This window comes from Rhodococcoides fascians A25f, from assembly GCF_000760935.2.
Taxonomy (GTDB): Bacteria; Actinomycetota; Actinomycetes; order Mycobacteriales; family Mycobacteriaceae; genus Rhodococcoides.
Genome location: NZ_CP049745.1, coordinates 126811 through 143465, shown reverse-complemented (window position 1 = coordinate 143465; position 16655 = coordinate 126811). Strand labels below are relative to the sequence as shown.

The following is a 16655-nucleotide window of genomic DNA, read 5'->3' as shown; positions in this document are numbered from 1 at the left end:
GTGAGGAGGAGGACGGGGCGAGGCAGTGCGGAATTGTCATGGGTGCGTTCCTGTCTCGGGCTCACGCCGCGTGGGAGACGTTGTCGAATCGGGTGTTGGTGTTGTGGTAGTCGAGACGCTTCTCGGTGGGGGTCAGGACGGTGTTGAACGGGACTCCGGGGCTGCGGGCGGTGCCGAAGCGGAGCAGGAAATTGCCGCGGCCGGGCGGGGACATCTCGCGTCCGCTGTCGTCGTGCCCGGCCGGGGTCGACCACGAGGCGACCAGGTCACGGTCCTGGCGGGTGAAGGGCACGATGGAATCGAGCTTGTCCATCTCCGTGGTCGGCAGTCCGCCGACGATCACCGCTCCGGCGCGTTCGATGAAGCCCTTGGCCCGGGAAATGTCGACATCGGAGTCGAGGGCTTCGAGGTCCTTGACGGTGTGGGTGATCATCATCAGCGCCGTCCCCAGGGTGCGGGTCAGGCGGGTGAGCTGGTCGACGCGCAGCACCATCCGCGATCCGCCGGCCAGGACGCGCCACAGCTCGTCCAGCACCACCAGGAAGTGCCGCTGCGGGCGCAGCCCGGCGTCCGCGAGGACGTGAGCGGCCTCGATCGCACCGAAGGCATCGGACCAGCAGGCGAGCATGATCGCCGCTTCCAGCTTGGGATCGTCGATACCGATGCCGGAAATATCGACGCACACCCCGACCGGCGGCCGGTCACCGGAGACGTCGATCGGGGTGGTGGTTTGCTGGGAGAACACTTCGCCGAGTTCGCCGTCGAACAGGGCGATCAGAGTTTCGAGGAGCGGTTCGACCTTCTCGGCGTAGCGGTCGGGCTTGCCGAGCGTGAGCGTCTTGCGGTGCAGCTCGGGCGATCCGGCCTCGATCAGCGCGAACAGGTCCTTGAGCAGCGGTGGATGCTCGGCGGTGAACCGTGAATCGGCGTCGAGCTCACGCAGAGCGGTGGAGATGACGTTGGTTTCGCTCTGATTGAGCTCTCCGCCGCGTTCGAGCTCGCACAGCCCCAACACCAGGCGACGTCGACGCTGGAAGACCTGAGCGCGGACCTTGCGCTGGATCTCCGGGAATTCGTCGAGCAGGGGAATGATGGTTCCCAGAGCGCCGACAGCGAGAGGGTTGAGGTGGCCCTCGCCGTGGCCGAGGCGGATCACCTTGCCGCCGTGGGCCTCGATCAATTTGGCTTGGTCGGGTTTGAGGTCGGCCGGGATGATCGGGATCTGACCCTGGGCGATCGCACCTCCGACGATGATCCGCCCGACCGTCGACTTCCCGAGGGAGGGAAGACCGAGCAGGAACACCGACGGGGTGTTCTGCAGGCGGGCGCGATAGACCGCGGAAATGGGGTCGTAGCAGACGCTTTGGCCGGTGTCAGGATCGATACCGAGGGGTGTGCCGATCTGGGGGTGTCCGGTGCCGACGTAGTGCGGCCACATTCCGCACGCCTGATCGGTTGTCGCGCGGAAACTCGGCGGGCTGTCCACCACACCCATCCGGCCACCACCGCGGCCGATGAACCCGCGTGCCCGCATCGGAGCGGCTTTGCGCCACGGGTACTGGGCGCGGTCGGTGCGGGAGGGGTCACGGGCCAGACGTGCGGCCCGTACTTCGGCTTTCTCCGCTGCTGCTCGTGCGCGGGCGTCGGCGCGGCGACGCTCGCGGGCCACCCGCATCGGGTCGGTGACCGCACGAGTTGAGGTGGCTTGGCGTGGCTCGCTTGCCCTGGTGAGATCGGCAATCTTCCTGCGCAGCATGAACTTCCCGCCCAGACCGGCCATCACAGTGGCCCGTTCTCGGTAGCGCGGCGATGCCGCAGGGCGCGGGCCATGAACCCGTCACCGTCGGTGAACGCGTGATCGCGTCGACCCGAGACGATGTCGGCTTTGTTCGTCGTCGAGAACACCGGCGGATCGAGGCGAGTCGTCGTACCGTTGACGGTCACGGTGAGGTCGATCAGGCCTTCTTTGTGGCCGAGGGGGATCGCCTTGCCACCGAGCGTTTCGAGGAATGTGGGTTGGCCGGGTGTGTGGTTGTTGTTCATCGACATTCTCCTAGGTGAGGTGGGCGTTCAGGCGCGCAGCGTTTTGGGGATGGTGGCGTGATCGGGCAGCAGGACACCGATTCCGAGGCCGGAGAGGAACGCCGCGGCTTGGTGGCGGTAGGCCGGGCGCAGGTTCAACCGAGCGCCGGCGGCGAGGGCCTTCATGTCGGGTTCGAGGGCGTCGAGGTCGTCTTCGTCGAGGCAGGTTGCCGTCACGACCATCGACAGACGCACCAGGCCGTGGCCACGGGCTTCGGCTCGTCGTGCTGCCTGGGTGGCTTGAATCTCGATCTCGGCTTCGGCGGCGACGATGCCGCGAGCGGTATTGACCTTGGCGACAGCGGATTTGAAGTCGCCTTCGACGGTCTTGGTCGCATCGCCGGGGCTGTAGGGGCGGTAGATCAAAGTGATGCGCTTACGCGGAACAGAGGCATTGGGGGAGAGCAGTCCGACCAGTACCCGTTCGGTGGGAAATCCGGACGGCGGGGTGCGCATGACCCAGACCCGCGATGCGCCGGCGTCGTGGAGATAGGTGTCTTTGGTTTCTTCGGCGGTGATCGGGCCCGCGTCGGCCCAGTCGCAGACGTAATCGCCACGGGCTAGGGCCGATTCGATGTCCGCTTCCTGCTCGGGGGCGTAGGCGCGGCGGACGACGGCGGAGATCTCGTGGTCGGTCATCGGGAGCGCGGTAACGTTGCAGTGCGCGAGTTGCTGGTAGAATACCGGTAGCTGGTTGCCGATCACGGCGGCGGCCATCATCGGGTCCTTGCGCTGGGCGGGGCTGGTGGAATCGAAGGTGATCGAGATCCGCGAGTGGACCCGTTGGCCGTCGTTGTCGGCGGCGGCGAGGCGTTCGGCCATGATCGCCAACGCTTCGGCCGGTGCGTCCGGATCGCAGATCGCGGAGATGTTCGCCCGCACCCGCTCGCCGGTCTCGGGGAGGGTTTCGACGGTGACGGTCATCGCGGCGACGTTGCCGATCTGGCCCAGTGCGGCAAGGAAGTTCGCCCACGATCCGACGAACGAGTCGATCAATTCCTGATCGTTTCCTGCTGCGCCGCCGACTCGGCAGCGCAGCACCACCGTGTACTGGTGGGTGTCGAGCATCCGGACGATGCCGAAGCGGTTGCCGAACTTGTCCAGTGCCCACCACAGTTCCATCGCCGTTCCGATCCCGGGCAGGCGTGCGCGGCCGCCGGCCTGGTTCGACAGTGGTCCTGCCCGGTAGATGTGCTGGGCCTTGCGCTGCTGGCGGCCCCATTGGCGAGTCAAAAACAGCGCCTCGTAGGCGGACTTGCCGGCGACGTTGATCGTCAGCGGAAACCACAGCAGCAACCCGATACCGCCGACCACCAGTGCCGCTAGAACCGAGACGAGGAACATGATCGCCAGCGCCACGATCACGACGGCCCCGAGGATTCCGAAGGCGACCGGGGTCAGACCGAACGCGTAGACACGGCGTTCGTTGAACCACCCGGCGTAGGTGCGGATCGTGCGTTCATCGCTCTGGTTACTCATCGCGGTTCACTCCTGCTGTGTCGTCTGTGGTCGGTTGCGGCCGGTGGTCCGGCTCTGTGGGGGTGGACGTTCGCCGGTGTCTCATCCGGATCGACCGCCCGATCCGTGGCCGTCGCGGTGGCCGTCTCCGGCTGCGGCTCCGGTTGCGCTTTCGACGGCTTGGACACCTTTGCCGATTGCGGCGGTGGCTTGTTTGGCTCCGGCGGCGGCGATGCCGACCGGGCCTGCTGCGGCTGCTGCTCCGCCCGCGGCTGAGGCTCCACCTGCTGCCGATGCGCCTGATGCTCCGGCCGCTCCGGATGCGCCCGCTGCGCCGCTGCGACCGGCTACCCCGCCTGCGCCTGCGCCTGAGCTCGATCCGGAGGGTGGTGGTGTGGCCTGCGCTCCGGTGGGGGCGTCGCTGCTGCGGCCGCCGGTGGCCGGGGTCATGCTCGATCCGCCTCCGCCCGATCCGGACGAGGACGCTGCTTTCATCGCCACGCCCGCTACGGCTCCGGTGCCGATACCGATCGCGCCCAGTGCGGATGCGCCGGATGCGCCGCCGGATGCGGCGACGGCGGGCACGATCAGACGGAGCAGAACTGGAAGGCACAGGCACGAGAGGGCGAGTAGCGCCATTCCGCACAACCGGCTCATCGGGTCGTCGCTGCCGGCCGACCACAGTGCCAGGGCGTAGACGCAGGCCGAGAACAGTGGGAACAGTACGGTCGCGATGGCGAAGCCGATCATCTTCTTGTACGACTGGTCGCCGGGAGCGGTGCCCGATCCGGCGGCGGCGGTGGGGAGGAAACCCACAACGCAGATCAGCAGGGCGTACTGGATGACGACGAACAGTGCTTGGACGAGGGCACCGATGATCCCGAGTAGGCCGAAGATGAACATCAGCCCGGCGGACAGGGTGGCCGAGACGTTCGAGACCGAGGTGAGGTTCGCCAGGACGCCGGAGATGTTGCCGCCTGCGGCGTCGTCGACGATCCAGCGGCCCATGGCCACCGATCCGGCGTGCATGGCCACCAGTGCGGGCGCGAAGGTCGCGGTCGCGAACACCGTGCGGGCCAGCATCTTCGCCGATTCGCTTGCTCGTTCGTTGCGGGCGGCGGCGTTGGCGAACGCCAGGCGCACCATCGACACTGCGATCGAGACCGCGACCAGGGAGGCGTTGATCCAGTACAGGTAGGCGTGGAACGCACCGACCGATTCCGGGTTCGCCAGATCGGGCAGCGGAACGTTCAGCCACCAGGTGAACATGAGGTTGATCGCCTGCCCGAACCCCTCGAGGAACGCTTCGGCTGCTTCACCGACCGCGCCGGCGGCCACCCACGACGTGGCCGCTCCGACGGCCCCAGTGGGATCGGTGGCCACGGTGAGCCCTTTACATGCGGTGTCGGTGACGACGGTGGGCAGGAAGTCGATCGCGTCGGAGACGGTGTCGCAGGCGTCGAAGAATCCGGGATCGTCCTGCTCGGCCGGGACCGCAGACGGGTCGGCGGGCGGGTCTGCGGGCTGTGCCAGTGCGCTCGGCGCACCGAGGAGGAGCACTGCGGCCGCGATGACCAGTACCGCGGTGGTCCACCGCGTCAAAGTGCGCGCGGCAGTGGTCACCATCGGGTCCACCCCACCAGCGAGGAGATCTCGGGCAGAACAGGCTTGGCTTCGGTGGCGGTGATCTTCCAATCACCGTCGGCCCAGGTGGTGCTCTGCTGGAACAGTGCCCATTGGTTGTTACCGCGCGGTGTGGCGTACTGAATGACCGCGAAATCGTCTGTGTACGAGGTGATGCGGAATGCTTCGGGGAAGAACATCAGCTTGTTGGTGGTGAAGTTCGGATCGTCCGATGCGGCGAGTTTGGCCACCATGGTGTCGATGACGCCGGGCGGGCCGACGGCGTGGTTGCGGTAACCCTCGCGGGTGTCGTCGCCGCTGCGCAGCATCCGAGCGAAGATCTGCCAGCCGGCCAGGGCCGCGCCTTGCGGGGTGTGGGCGTAGCCGGTGGCGTAGCGGCCCTCGATCCGGGTCGGGCCGTCGGAGGTGGAGAACGGCGCGGCGGTCGAGCCGATCTTCTGCCACTTCACACCCAGGGGTGCGGGGACCGGGGTGTTCTTGTCGAAGGGTGGCCGCTCGCCTGGGTCGGACTGCGGCAGGATCTGGCCCTGCGGGTTGAGGGGGACGGCGATCTCGCGGCCGAAGGGATCGGCGATCGAGACCCCGAAGCCGCTCCCGCCGGGGTCGGGCTGCGTCGACGCCGAGGGTTCCGGTGTGGCGGTCGTGGTCTGCGGAGCGGCGGTGGGGCTGTCGTCGGAGACGCGGCCGTGGACGATCAGGACCACCACCAGTGCGATCACGAGCAGAACGAACGCCACCGAGAACAGGCCGGTGGTCCGTGACGTCGCGAGCCACCGCGCTTTCGGGTGCTCGTCGAGCCAGTTCGGTTGCTCGGGTGACGGGGATTCCTTCATGGCGCACTGGGCCTTTCGCTCTGGGTGGTGGACGGTCAGGATGCGGAGAACGAGGTGAACCCGTCGAGAGAGGGCAGCTCGGCCGGGTCGGTGTCGGCCGGGGCGGCGATATCGCTGTCGTCGCTGCTGGGGTCGGGGAGCAGGAGCTTCCAGTCGTCGCCGCGCCACAGGACGGTCGCGGGGACCGAGGTCAGCTGCCCGCCCGGCATGGTCGTCGCAATGTCGACGACAGCGGTGTCGTCGGTGTAGTCACGGACCCGGAATCCGGCGAACGCGGCGGTCGTGGCGGGGTCGGCGGCGCTGGTGATCGAGGCCCCCGCACGTGCGGTGGCGTACGCATCTCGTCCGGCACCGGGTGCGACCAAGGCTGCGGTGACCTGCGGCCAGCTCGAATCCGGTGCGAGGGCGAGTCGGGTCTGGGCCTGGATCGCGGCCAGGATCGCACCTTGCGGGGTGTGGCTGTATCCGGTCGGTGCCGCCGAGACAGTACCGGTGGTGGGGCCGTCGATGCTGCTGTAGGGCACCGAGACCCCTTGGTAGGGAGTCCAGGTCACCGATTCCGGGACGGCGGCGACATCGACGACCTGCGTGTCGTCGCTGCCGTCGTCCGGATCGGCACTGTCGGAGCCGCATCCGGCGATGGTGAGGGCGAGGACAGCGGTGATCCCGACGACTACTCGGCGAACGGTGTTGTGTGCCATGGTTTTTCTCCTCGAAGTAGGTGGGGCGGTCACAGGAGCGGCCGAGGGCCTTACAGGAGCAGGGGTGCCCAGGCGCCGCTGCTACCGACGACCACCGCGGCGATGGCGACGGCGACGACGCGTTTTTCGCCCTCTCCGAGCTGCCCGTGCCGGCTGTAGGCGACCGCGAGATAAATCCCGGCGAGAACGCCGGCGATCGAGAGCGCCCCGGTGACGAACCAGAAGAAGTACCGGCCGACCTGCTCGAGCTGGGCGGTTGCTTCCGGCGGTGGGGTGCGGGGTTCGTCGCCGGTGGGGATGGCCGCGAGCAGCGACGCCGAGGCGTGGGCGGCTGCGGAGGACAGTGCCAGCGTCATTGTTCGGTGTCCGGTCAGAACATCAGTGTGTTGACCAGCGCCGTTGCGGTGCCGGAGAAGACGGCACCGATCGCGACGCCACCGAGCGCCATCTGCTGGCCGCGTGAGTTCGTTCCGTCCTGGTAGCCGATGGCGAACTTCAATCCGGCAGCGACGCCGACACACGCGAGCCCGCCGGCGACGACCCACAGGACGATGTTCATCAAGGTCTGGTACTTGTCCGCGCCCGGAGGTGCCTCGACGCCGGAGGGGCCGACCTGGGCGAGGACATCGGTGTGTGGCTGGATATCGGCTGCTGCGGCGAGGTCTGCGGCGGCGGTGAGGGTGGTGAGCAACATGATCGGTTCCTTCGGTGGGTGAGGGGTGGAGGTTCGGATTCGGTCGAACCCGAACCGGTCAGTGGGCCGGTAGACGGTGGTCAGGTGGGCGGTGGCCCGGTATCGAGAGCTGCTGCGGCAGCGGCGAGCAACCCGGGGTGCAGGACGTCGCGGATCGGGGCGACCGGTGTCCGGGTGGTGTCGGCGCGGGCCCGTTTGTCCTGGGAGAGGGTGCTGCGCGGGCCCCACGAGGGCAGATCGGCGGGCAGCATGTGTCGCCACGGCTCGATCCAGCCGAGACGCCACGCCGCCGGGGCGAGGGATTCGACGCGGTCGAGCTCACGCTTGAGGTCACTGCTCAGTCCACGGTCGGTGTCCGCGACGGTGATCAGACCCAACAACTGCACCTCGCCGGGGACCTCGCGGTTGTAGTGCTGCATCAGCAACCGGTGCGCGGCCGTGAGCCCGGACAGGTGCGTGCGGGCGACGATGGCCACCAACGGCGAATCGCCGTGGACACCGGAGGGCCACCGGCGCTGAGCGTTACCGGCCCAGTCGAGCGAGGCGGTCAGCGACGACACGGCCGCGCCGCCGTGCGCGCCGAGCAGCCACACCAGCGGATGCTCCGCGCACAGGGGCGTACGGGGGACTGCGCCGGGCCAGATGTCGGGGTGGGGGGCCGGGGAATCGCCGGGGTGGTGGTGGGCGGCGCTCATCGCACGCTCACCCCGCTCACGGCCCAACCGCCCTGTCCTGTGCGGGTGACGGAGGTGTAGACCGCCATCGTCGGCAATGCCGAGACCGGATCGCCGGCCGCGTCGTGGACGGTCTGGGTCACCGTCACCACTCGGGACACGGTGGTGTCGGTGTCGGCGGGGTGATCGTCGCTGCCGATCGCAGCATCGGCGGTCACGGTGGATCGTTCTGCTTTCCACTGCTCCCAGGTGTTGCCGGTGACGGGGGCGAGGGCGGAGTACGAGACACCGAGCCGGGAGATGTAGCCGGGGTCGAGAAGGGTTGCGGCGGAGTCGATGTCGACGCCCTTCTGGGGTTGGGTGGCCGGGTGGTAGGAGTACAGGACCGACACGGCCGTGGTCATCACCGATTCGGGGTCGCACAGGTCCGCGCCGGTCGCGGAGTCCATACCGGCGGTACACGAGGGCGCAGGAGCAACCGTGGGGGCCGGTGGGGTGTCGGTTGTGGAAGTTCCACAACCGGTCAGCACAGCAAGACCGGCGGCGACCATGAGGACCGCTGCCCCTGTGCGGCGGTGGGTGGTGGGTGTGGGTGTCATCCGAATCTCCTGACGTACATCGTTTCTCCTGAAAAGTCGGACAGTGGTTGGACTTTGACGACGTCTCCGGATTGCGGTGCGTTCAGGAGCATCTCGGTGCCGTTGTCGACGCCGTAGAAGATCCCGACGTGGTGGGTGTTGCCGCCGGATCCGAAATAGATCAGATCGCCGGGCTGCTTCTGGTCGAGCGGAATGTCCTGTCCGCGTGGGTCGTACAGCTGGCCGGGGTTGGAGGTGTCGCCGGTGTAGTGCGGCAGGCTGATTGCACCGCCCGATGCCTGGAACACCGCATACAGGGTCAGGCCGGAGCAGTCGAAGCCGACTTTTCCGGTGTCGCCGTTCGCATCTGCCGCGCCGCCGCCGTCGCTGATGCCATTGGTGGGGCCGTCGGTGTTGCCGCCGCCCCACGCATAGGGCGTGCCGAGCCAGCGCATCGCCGCGGCGATGACGTTCTGCCCGAACGGTCCGCCGGGTGTGAAGGTCGGGCCGTTCGGGTTCGACACCGACGCTGCGCATCCGGCTCCGGATCCGCCGTCTGCGACCGGGACGGCGGTCGATGCTGCGGAGGCGCCGGCGTCGGCAAGGATCGCCTTGTCGGCGGCCGAGAGCTCTTTGCCTGCGCCTTTCAATTCGCCGTAGAGCGAGCGGGCGAGGGTTTCGTCATCGGCGTAGGCGTCGGGGTAGGCCGAGCCCTGGACGGTCTGCGCGGCGACGGTGACCGGCATCGTCTCCCATCCCGGTACCGCGAGCAGGTGCTGATAGAACAGGCGGTTCGCGGTCACCGGGTTCATCAGGGTCGCGGTATCGCCCCAGATGGTGACCTGCTGCTGGAACGGGTTGACCGACAGGTGATCCGATCCGACAGCGTCGTGGGGGTAGTTCAGCGAATCCGGGACGTTGGAGTTGGCGAGCATCCGGAACGTCGACTCCTGGGACTCGGTCGCGAGGGCGATGATGATGCCCTGCTCCGGAATGCCCATCGCCTCACCGATGGCGACGGTCTGTTTGGCGATCGCGAGCTGTTTCTCGTTCAGACCGGCTGTGCCGCTGCCGTCGGCGGCTCCGACCTGACCGGACGCTTCCCTACTGCCGGGGACCGCGCAGTCCGAGCCGGAGGACACGAACAGCACCACCACCGAGATCACGACAGCGACGAGCACCGCGGCGACGCCGGCGACGATCTTCGTCGCGGCGTCGGAGCCAGTGCTGCTACTGGACATGGAGGTCGTTTCCTTACTCGGTGGTGGTGTGGCCGGTCGGACGGAGAACTGTGCGGGTCGGTGTCAGCGCGGGGTGTACATCAGCGGCGAGGTGGCGATCACTGCTCGCTGCCGGAGTCGGTGGTCATCGGAGCCAAGGTCGGAAGAGTGCGGGAGGTGGAGCTGCCCGAGGCCTGCGGCAGAGTCGGGGAGGTACGCGGAGTCGCCGTGGTCGGCATTGTCGAGCTCGTCGGTGTGGTGGACGCCGAGGTCGAGCTGCGCGGCGTCGACGAGGCGGGCGCACTGTCTCCGGATGCGAGGGCGGAGGCGAGGCGGGTGAACCATTCGACGGTGAACTTGGCCGGTGTCTGGCCGTCGTCGGTGACCGGAACCTGGTCGTAGGTGCCGTGCAGGCGGACGGTGTCCCAGTAGCGGACATCGGTGGCCAGGGTGAGTAGGCCTTGGTTCTCTTCGATCCCTTGGCTGATCTCGTGGTAGATCTTGCGCTGCACCGAGGAGATGGTGGCCGGCGGGAACAGCGAGACGACCGCGGCTCCGACCTTGGCTCCGAGCGAGGCGAGCGCGACCGGAGGGTTGGACAGGCCGACGGTGGCTAGTTCGGTGATCGTGGCGGGGGTGAGGACCTTCTTGGCGACCGTGACCGCTGCGCCCAGGCCCATGACTCCGGCTTTGACGACGGCGCGAATGATCTTCGCGTCGGCTTCGGGGGTGTCCGAGGCGGGAGCGGAGTTCTCGGCCAACCGGCCCAGGACGGTCTTGCCGCCGCTGGCGACGGTGAATTTTCCGTTCTTGAAGTCGACGTCGTTGGTGACCACATCGGCGGCGGTACGCAGTGAGGCTCCGCCGACCGCACCGGCGAGGTCGATGAGGGTCTGCTGGGGGTCCTGCTGCTCGAGGTGCAGTTGTCCGGCGATGTTGGTGACCGTCGATGCGATGGTCGATTTGGCGGGCATCGAGCAGGCGAGGTCGCCGGCGGTGCAGAACTGTGCGACTCGGCCCGAGAGCTGCCCGAACGAAGCGGTGCTGCTCGGTGATCCGGTCTGCGAGGCGGTGGCCGAGGGTGCGTCGATGGTGGGGGCGATGCCGCCGCCGTCCGCGGCCGGGGCGGTGACTGCGAGTCCGTCGAGGTCACCTGCGGGAACACCGGGCGGCGGGGTCGGCTGGTCGGGGGTCTTCGAGCCGGGGAAGACCGGGGACGAGGCGGGGCGGGTCGGGTCGGAGAACAGGGCGACTGCGGCGACGTCCTTGGCGGGGATCGGGCCTTTGCCCGCGCCGATGAGGCGGGCGATCTCGGAGGCGACCTGCGCACCTTGGGAGTAGCCGGTGAGAGCGACCGGTGATCCGGGGCAGCGGGCGGCGTAGTCGGAGAGGAACTTCGACCCCGACTCGAGGCCATCGGAAATGGACTGTGCGTAGGGAAGATCGGTGCTGTCACCGGGCTTGCCGCCGAAGCTCGCGGCGTACGGGATCAGCGTGCGGCCGACCTGATCGGCGGCCAGTCGCAGCGGAATGGTGATCGCTGTGCCGAGGAATCCGGTATCGAGGTCGGTCTCAGCGGCATCACCGGATTCACCGGTGCCCTGCCAGCCGAAGACGTGCAGCACATCGCAGGAGCCGGAATCGGTCTGTGTGCGTGCGGGTTCGGCGTAGGAGACGCCGGTGGCGGCGAGCATCATCGCCCCCGTGGTCACGGCGACGATCGCGAACCGGGTGTGTACCGGTCTGCGGGGTGGGGTGGTGGTCATCGTGTTCTCCGTCCGTCGTTGAGCGTGAAATCTGGTGTGCGATCGGCAGTTCGGTAGTCGCTGAACAGGAGGCGATGGATGCGTTCGGTTTCACTGGGCACCGCGGCAGCGGTGCGTGGGAGCGCGGCCGGTCACGGACGGGGCGTCGGCCGAGCTGGGCCGGTGCGATAGCCGGTGGGGCTGCTGCGGTACGTGGCTCGGTAGCTGGGGTCGGTCATCGCTGCTCGGCCTTCGGGTGTGTGCGGGTGTGCACGGTGTGGGCGGCATCGAACGACGAGCTCGACAGCAGAGCGGGGTCGATCTCGATTCCTGCTGCGATCTCGGGGTCGTAGGGCAGGTGGTGCACGCCCGCGACGCGGCCGGCGAGTGCGTCTGCCAGCGGGCCGGTGACGTGGTCGATTCCGGGGCGCTGCGAGGTGACCAGAAGCTGGACGGCGTGCCCCATCTGCGAGGCTCCGAGGCGTTGACGCAGCATCGATAGGACCGGGCGGGCGGCGTTTGCCGCTCCGGCGCGGTCGTCGATGGTGACCACGATGTGGTCGGCGAGATCCGCTACGGCCTCGAACCAGGGTGAGCCCACCGATGCGCCGGCATCGACGATCACCGAGCGACCCATTGCCCGCAGCGCCGCTACCGCATCTGCAAGCGGTGAGTGTTGTTCTGGCAGTGTCCGATCGCGGACGATGGCGCACCAGCCGGTTTCGGGTAGGGCGGCCGGTTCGCTTCTGTCACCGACGAACCAGTCCTGCCAGTAGGTGGGGTACCTCTGTCCTGCGGGGGTGCGGGTGGCGAGGTCGCCGCCGACGGGTGTTCCGTCGAGGGCGATCACCGGTGATGTGCTTTCCGAGGCAGCGATCAGTGCCAGCAGCACCGTGGCGACGGTGGCACCGGATCCGCCGTGGGCGCCGGCGACCACGACCACCACCGGGTCGTCGGCGGCGCCGGTGCCGGGACGGGGCGAGGTGGGAGCAGCAGGCTCGGGTGCTGGGTTCTCGTCGGTCTCGCCGGACGTTGGGGTGGGGGTAAGCCACGCCAGATATCCGGTGTCGGTGGTGGATTCGGTCATTCGGGGGCCCTACCGATCGCGGTGATGACGGCGCTGGTGCCGTCGGGGGTGCGTTGGGTGGTCATGGCGGAGGCGAACCGCTTCTGCTCGCCGCCGGGGCGGCGTTCGATCAGGGTCACGCGGTACTGGGAGGGGCCGAGTGGAGTGGTCAGGACGCAGTGGTCGGTGCCGGCCGGAATCGCGGCGATCGCGGCGGCGAATTCGTCGGGTTTGACTGTCACTCCTGGTGCGAGTTGGGCGTTGACGGCGGCCATGTCGCGGGAGAGGTAGTAGGCGTCTTCGATGCGGCCGATGACGGCCAGCTCCGGGTCCGGGGAATCAGCGGAGGCGTGCTGGCCACCGGTCTGCTGTGCGCACCATTCGGCCGCGGTGAGCACCTTCGGGGTGGTCGTCGCCAGTGCGGTGGTGGTCGTGGGTGCGGCGCTCTGGGCCTGCTCGTGGCTCTGCGCTGCGGCGACGGGAGCGGGTGTCTCGTCGGTGCCGGTGGCCACGAGTAACCCTGTTGTGGCCAGCGCTGCGATCGCTGCGAGTGATCCGGCCACCGCGAGAGCGGCGCGATTGCGTCGCAGCCAGCTCTCCCGCGGCGGCGTCGACGGGCGGGTGTCGAGGGTCGAGGCGTCGCCGGGTGCGCTCTGCACGGTGGTGCGCGCGGCGGCGTCGAGCACGGCCTGCCACGGCGGTACGGCCGCCGTCGACGCCGGGAGGGTGAGAACGCGCCCGCCGAGATCGGCGGGCTGGTCGAGATCGGAGTACGCCTGCGGCGGGGCTGTATGGAGCGTCGACGGTTCGGAGGCGTCGGGCCGCTGCGATGTCGGAGGGCTCGACTCGGCGGGCAGCGGCGCGAACCACTGGTCGTCGTCGGGATTCGAGACAGCCATCTGCGGTGTCCTCCTTTCTCGAAAAGGTCTGTGTGTGGTGGCGGTGGCCGGGTGCCGGGCACGACCGGTGGTGGCCGGTCGTGCCCGATCGGTCAGGCCGGGGTGGGTGCGAATGCAGCGAACGCGTCGCTCACGACCTTGTTCGCCTGGTCGAGAACGGGAGCTGCTGCGGACTGCGCTGCCGCGACGGTCTGTGCCACGGCGGGCTGTTCGAGGGCCTTCGAGGTGAAGCCCTGTGCAGCTTCGACGGCAGGTGCGGTCCACACCGACGCGTCGGTGACCGTCTTCTCGACGATCGGTGCCGCGTTCTGAACCGCAGTGTCGGCGGCCGCGAGCACCTGGCGGCCGTTCGGGTCGGCAGCGAGGGTGTCGCGAACTTGTCCGACGGCTCCAGGGAGATCGACTGTCGCGGCCAACGGGATCACCGGGACGCTGTCGGCTGCCGGGGGAACCACCGCCGGGGCGGGGGCCGGCTCTTCGATGATCTGCTGCTCGCCGCCGAGAACGGTGGCACCGAGGATGCCGCCGATGACAGCGCCGGTGCCGGTCAGGCCCAACACGATCGGTGCCGACAGCGCTGCGCCAACGCCAGCTCCGGCGAGTGCTGCGGCTCCGGGGATGAAGACCCAGCCGACAGGGCCGCCCCAGACAACCGCGCCGGTGCCTGTGGTGGCTGCGACACCGAGGCCGCCGCCGATGGCAGCGGCGGTGCCGGTGATCACTGCGGCTGGGGCCACGGATGCGGCCAGACCGACAGCACCACCGGTGATGACACCCGTTGCGGTACCGGCCGCGATGCGATCGGCCCGTGGTGCATCGGCGAAACCGTTGTCCACGAGCCAGTTTCCGCCGTCGGCCTGTAGTGCTGCCACGGTGTTGTTGAACTTCTTCACCTGGTTGCGGTCGACCAGGTTCGGGTCGTACGGCACCAGCTCTCCGCCGACGAGGACGTAGCCCTCGGGTGCGTCGATCGGGGCGATGACCTTGCGCTGCAGTGTGGGGACCGGCGGCGGGGGCGGGGGAGCTGCCTGCAATGCGGGCGGGGCCTGGGTCGGTGCTGCCTGCGGCGCGGGGGCCGGCTCGTAGTAGGTGTTCTGGTACGAGGACTGCTGATTGCCCGACCGATAGTCGTCGTAGCTGCGCCACTGGGTTTCCTGCACCCGCTGAGACGGTGGGATGAAGAACTCCCGTTCCTGAGTCGGAGCCGGTGCCGGAGCGGTCGTGGCCAGCCCGGGTTGACTCGGACTCGTCGTCGACAAACCAGGCTGGACGTTGTCTGCGAACGCGGGACCCGCGAACGCCGCAGCCACTGCCATGGTGGCAGTGGCCACCAACGCAGTGCGAGAAGCTGCCGCGACTCGGCGGTGACTCCCCTGAGAGTTGTTGTCTTTCAACATTCTTCCTTTCGATGGACAGCTGAAGAGCTAGATGGGCTTACTGTGCGGACAATTCGATGTGTAGTCGGAGGAGAAAAGGCGAATCGAGCTACTGCGCAGTGGATTCCGGGGCAGGACGGGCGCGGGATCGGAAGGTATGAGACTTCCGATACCGCCCCTCGCGGTCCGGCGGTCTTACTCCACGTGCTGGGGCGTCACGGCCCGCCGAAGACCACTTGCCAGAACCAAGGCTGCTGGAAAATCCAAATCGGTTTTCTGAATCCTTTCTGTGAGAACAGGTGTGAGGAACAGAGGTGATGTCCCGGCGGGGCCGCGCAGCACCGAACATGATGAAATGCGCTTACTGCGCGGCCCTCGCGCCGGTCCACCGATCGAGCTACAGGGCGTCGGGGGCTCCTGTGGCTCGCGGTTAGACGTCACAGGCGACTAACCGGGTCTGGGTTGCTAGGCAGCACTGCCTGTTTCGGTCATACGGGGCTGCGGTTTCCTGCACGGATCGCGGAATACGGGATCGTCGTCGGTCCATTCCCCGAGCACCTCGCCAGTGGCTTCACACAGCAGGCGATGAGTGCGGTGAGGCACCGATCCAAGTGAGCATTCGGCAAACCCGAACACATGCACGTTGATCGCCGGGCACGTACGTTCGAGGCCGAGGCGTAACGGAAGGCCAAAGTGCGAAGATGTCATAGTCGTCCTTCGAATCGACTAAAGGTCGCCAATGGTTCAGTGCGGGTTGCAGCCCGTACTTGACCGAGACCGGTGGTTGGTTGTGGAGTTCGATGGAGAAAGGGCCCTCGGCGTCGCCAGCGACGTCCAATCAACGATGACGCTGAGGGTTCCTAAAACTTTTGTTCTGCTCGCCATCGTGAGCGCGCGTGAGACAGCGAAAATGGTTCGCGGCGGCGAAGTTTCGGTTCCGCACAACCGAAACCTCGCCGCCGCGCCGCTGCTGCCATCCCGCCCGGCAGCAGCATTACGGCATGACTGAAGGCTCGAGATCGAACCGACAGCCCGGCCAAGCTGAGGTCAGTCGAAATCGAGGCATGTCCCAACTTCTTAGGTACCACCATGCCCCCTCCTTTCGAGTTCAATCTATACCCTATTTTTAACACGTCAATGTAAAACCCCACGCGGGGACTTCATGGATCGGAGTCGGGCACAGTTATGCGTCATGAGGAACGAGGAGGCGTGCGAGTGAGCCGACGCATCTTGCGCGGCTTTTCGCGGAGCGCTTTGGTACAGCACAGGGAAGACGCGGGCTACAGCCGCGCCGACCTCGCGCGTCTGGCGGACATCAGTGTTGGAGCGGTGTACGCATGGGAAACCGGCAGCGCTACTCCGCAGGTGGATACGTTGCTCAAAGTTGCTGAGGCGCTGTCTATTTCGATTCGTGAGTTCGTCGTGCTGGACGAGGATGACCGCTATCTGGGCGACCTTCGGGTGCTGGCTGGGATGACGCAGCCTCGGCTCGCCCAGAAGGTGGGGATGTCGACTACCGCGCTGGGCGCGCTCGAACGAGCGGAGGCACGGTTGAAGCCAGACACGGCGCAAAGGCTGGCTGAAGCACTCGGATGCACGGTCGACGAAGTGAATGCGGCATACGCGAGAACGCGCCGGCGACCGCCTGGCGTTGCGCCCTAAAACCCGACCAACCATCGATTCCC

Annotated in this window: 16 protein-coding genes; 1 reads left to right on the top strand and 15 read right to left on the bottom strand. The window is 67.8% G+C overall.

The genetic code is table 11. The features are described 5' to 3' along the window. Positions 1 to 61 precede the first annotated feature (61 nt). The 15 genes from BH93_RS27495 to BH93_RS27425 form a co-directional block, all read right to left on the bottom strand. The gene (locus BH93_RS27495; RefSeq protein ID WP_155290992.1) at positions 62 to 1756 is read right to left on the bottom strand and encodes a hypothetical protein; all 1695 of its coding nucleotides are present in this window, start codon (positions 1754 to 1756) and stop codon (positions 62 to 64) included. 23 nt (positions 1757 to 1779) lie between these two features. Continuing rightward, entirely contained in the window at positions 1780 to 2043 is a 264-nt protein-coding gene (locus BH93_RS27490; RefSeq protein ID WP_155290991.1) for a hypothetical protein, read from the bottom strand. A 27-nt stretch (positions 2044 to 2070) separates the two neighbouring features. Then, a complete protein-coding gene (locus tag BH93_RS27485; RefSeq protein ID WP_037174586.1) occupies positions 2071 to 3561 on the bottom strand; it encodes an SCO6880 family protein in 1491 nt (496 codons plus the stop codon). Between the two features lie 81 nt (positions 3562 to 3642). Next, complete coding sequence (locus tag BH93_RS27480) at positions 3643 to 5166, bottom strand: hypothetical protein (protein WP_155290990.1); 1524 nt, start codon at positions 5164 to 5166, stop codon at positions 3643 to 3645. Beyond that, on the bottom strand, positions 5160 to 6017 hold the full coding sequence (locus tag BH93_RS27475; RefSeq protein ID WP_037174584.1) for a hypothetical protein: 858 nt from the start codon (positions 6015 to 6017) through the stop codon (positions 5160 to 5162). Before BH93_RS27475 ends, BH93_RS27480 begins: the two co-directional genes overlap by 7 nt. 35 nt (positions 6018 to 6052) lie before the next feature. Beyond that, complete coding sequence (locus BH93_RS27470) at positions 6053 to 6718, bottom strand: hypothetical protein (protein WP_052065203.1); 666 nt, start codon at positions 6716 to 6718, stop codon at positions 6053 to 6055. A 50-nt stretch (positions 6719 to 6768) separates the two neighbouring features. Next, positions 6769 to 7074, bottom strand: coding sequence for a hypothetical protein (locus BH93_RS27465; RefSeq protein WP_037174583.1), 306 nt, complete (start codon positions 7072 to 7074; stop codon positions 6769 to 6771). Positions 7075 to 7088: 14 nt separating this feature from the next. Next, complete coding sequence (locus tag BH93_RS27460) at positions 7089 to 7412, bottom strand: hypothetical protein (RefSeq protein ID WP_037174581.1); 324 nt, start codon at positions 7410 to 7412, stop codon at positions 7089 to 7091. A gap of 80 nt (positions 7413 to 7492) precedes the next feature. Further along, positions 7493 to 8107 (bottom strand): hypothetical protein, encoded by a 615-nt coding sequence (locus BH93_RS27455; RefSeq protein ID WP_155290989.1) that lies wholly within the window; start codon positions 8105 to 8107, stop codon positions 7493 to 7495. After that, positions 8104 to 8685 carry a hypothetical protein gene (locus tag BH93_RS27450; protein WP_037174579.1) on the bottom strand — a complete coding sequence of 194 codons (582 nt, stop codon included), beginning with the start codon at positions 8683 to 8685 and terminating at the stop codon, positions 8104 to 8106. Before BH93_RS27450 ends, BH93_RS27455 begins: the two co-directional genes overlap by 4 nt. After that, a complete protein-coding gene (locus BH93_RS27445; protein ID WP_052065200.1) occupies positions 8682 to 9905 on the bottom strand; it encodes a C40 family peptidase in 1224 nt (407 codons plus the stop codon). The genes BH93_RS27450 and BH93_RS27445 overlap by 4 nt, the downstream gene beginning before the upstream one ends. Positions 9906 to 10003: 98 nt before the next feature. Continuing rightward, positions 10004 to 11650: a cutinase family protein gene (locus tag BH93_RS27440; protein WP_052065199.1), complete on the bottom strand. Its 1647-nt coding sequence runs from the start codon at positions 11648 to 11650 to the stop codon at positions 10004 to 10006. Between the two features lie 214 nt (positions 11651 to 11864). Continuing rightward, on the bottom strand, positions 11865 to 12716 hold the full coding sequence (locus BH93_RS27435; RefSeq protein ID WP_037174578.1) for a MinD/ParA family ATP-binding protein: 852 nt from the start codon (positions 12714 to 12716) through the stop codon (positions 11865 to 11867). Further along, positions 12713 to 13594 carry a hypothetical protein gene (locus BH93_RS27430; RefSeq protein ID WP_165712996.1) on the bottom strand — a complete coding sequence of 294 codons (882 nt, stop codon included), beginning with the start codon at positions 13592 to 13594 and terminating at the stop codon, positions 12713 to 12715. The genes BH93_RS27435 and BH93_RS27430 overlap by 4 nt, the downstream gene beginning before the upstream one ends. A gap of 92 nt (positions 13595 to 13686) precedes the next feature. Then, on the bottom strand, positions 13687 to 14991 hold the full coding sequence (locus BH93_RS27425; protein WP_052065197.1) for a hypothetical protein: 1305 nt from the start codon (positions 14989 to 14991) through the stop codon (positions 13687 to 13689). 1194 nt (positions 14992 to 16185) lie between these two features. Here BH93_RS27425 and BH93_RS27420 point away from each other — a divergent pair. Continuing rightward, positions 16186 to 16632, top strand: coding sequence for a helix-turn-helix transcriptional regulator (locus BH93_RS27420; protein ID WP_037174574.1), 447 nt, complete (start codon positions 16186 to 16188; stop codon positions 16630 to 16632). The last annotated feature ends 23 nt before the right edge of the window (positions 16633 to 16655 follow it).

Coding starts and splice junctions, on each gene's coding strand:
- BH93_RS27460 (WP_037174581.1), bottom strand. CDS start 7,412: ATGTTGCTCACCACCCTCACCGCCGCCGCAGACCTCGCCGCAGCAGCC.
- BH93_RS27485 (WP_037174586.1), bottom strand. CDS start 3,561: ATGAGTAACCAGAGCGATGAACGCACGATCCGCACCTACGCCGGGTGG.
- BH93_RS27435 (WP_037174578.1), bottom strand. CDS start 12,716: ATGACCGAATCCACCACCGACACCGGATATCTGGCGTGGCTTACCCCC.
- BH93_RS27480 (WP_155290990.1), bottom strand. CDS start 5,166: ATGGTGACCACTGCCGCGCGCACTTTGACGCGGTGGACCACCGCGGTA.
- BH93_RS27490 (WP_155290991.1), bottom strand. CDS start 2,043: ATGAACAACAACCACACACCCGGCCAACCCACATTCCTCGAAACGCTC.
- BH93_RS27450 (WP_037174579.1), bottom strand. CDS start 8,685: ATGACACCCACACCCACCACCCACCGCCGCACAGGGGCAGCGGTCCTC.
- BH93_RS27455 (WP_155290989.1), bottom strand. CDS start 8,107: ATGAGCGCCGCCCACCACCACCCCGGCGATTCCCCGGCCCCCCACCCC.
- BH93_RS27495 (WP_155290992.1), bottom strand. CDS start 1,756: ATGCTGCGCAGGAAGATTGCCGATCTCACCAGGGCAAGCGAGCCACGC.
- BH93_RS27440 (WP_052065199.1), bottom strand. CDS start 11,650: ATGACCACCACCCCACCCCGCAGACCGGTACACACCCGGTTCGCGATC.
- BH93_RS27470 (WP_052065203.1), bottom strand. CDS start 6,718: ATGGCACACAACACCGTTCGCCGAGTAGTCGTCGGGATCACCGCTGTC.
- BH93_RS27465 (WP_037174583.1), bottom strand. CDS start 7,074: ATGACGCTGGCACTGTCCTCCGCAGCCGCCCACGCCTCGGCGTCGCTG.
- BH93_RS27475 (WP_037174584.1), bottom strand. CDS start 6,017: ATGAAGGAATCCCCGTCACCCGAGCAACCGAACTGGCTCGACGAGCAC.
- BH93_RS27445 (WP_052065200.1), bottom strand. CDS start 9,905: ATGTCCAGTAGCAGCACTGGCTCCGACGCCGCGACGAAGATCGTCGCC.
- BH93_RS27430 (WP_165712996.1), bottom strand. CDS start 13,594: ATGGCTGTCTCGAATCCCGACGACGACCAGTGGTTCGCGCCGCTGCCC.
- BH93_RS27425 (WP_052065197.1), bottom strand. CDS start 14,991: ATGTTGAAAGACAACAACTCTCAGGGGAGTCACCGCCGAGTCGCGGCA.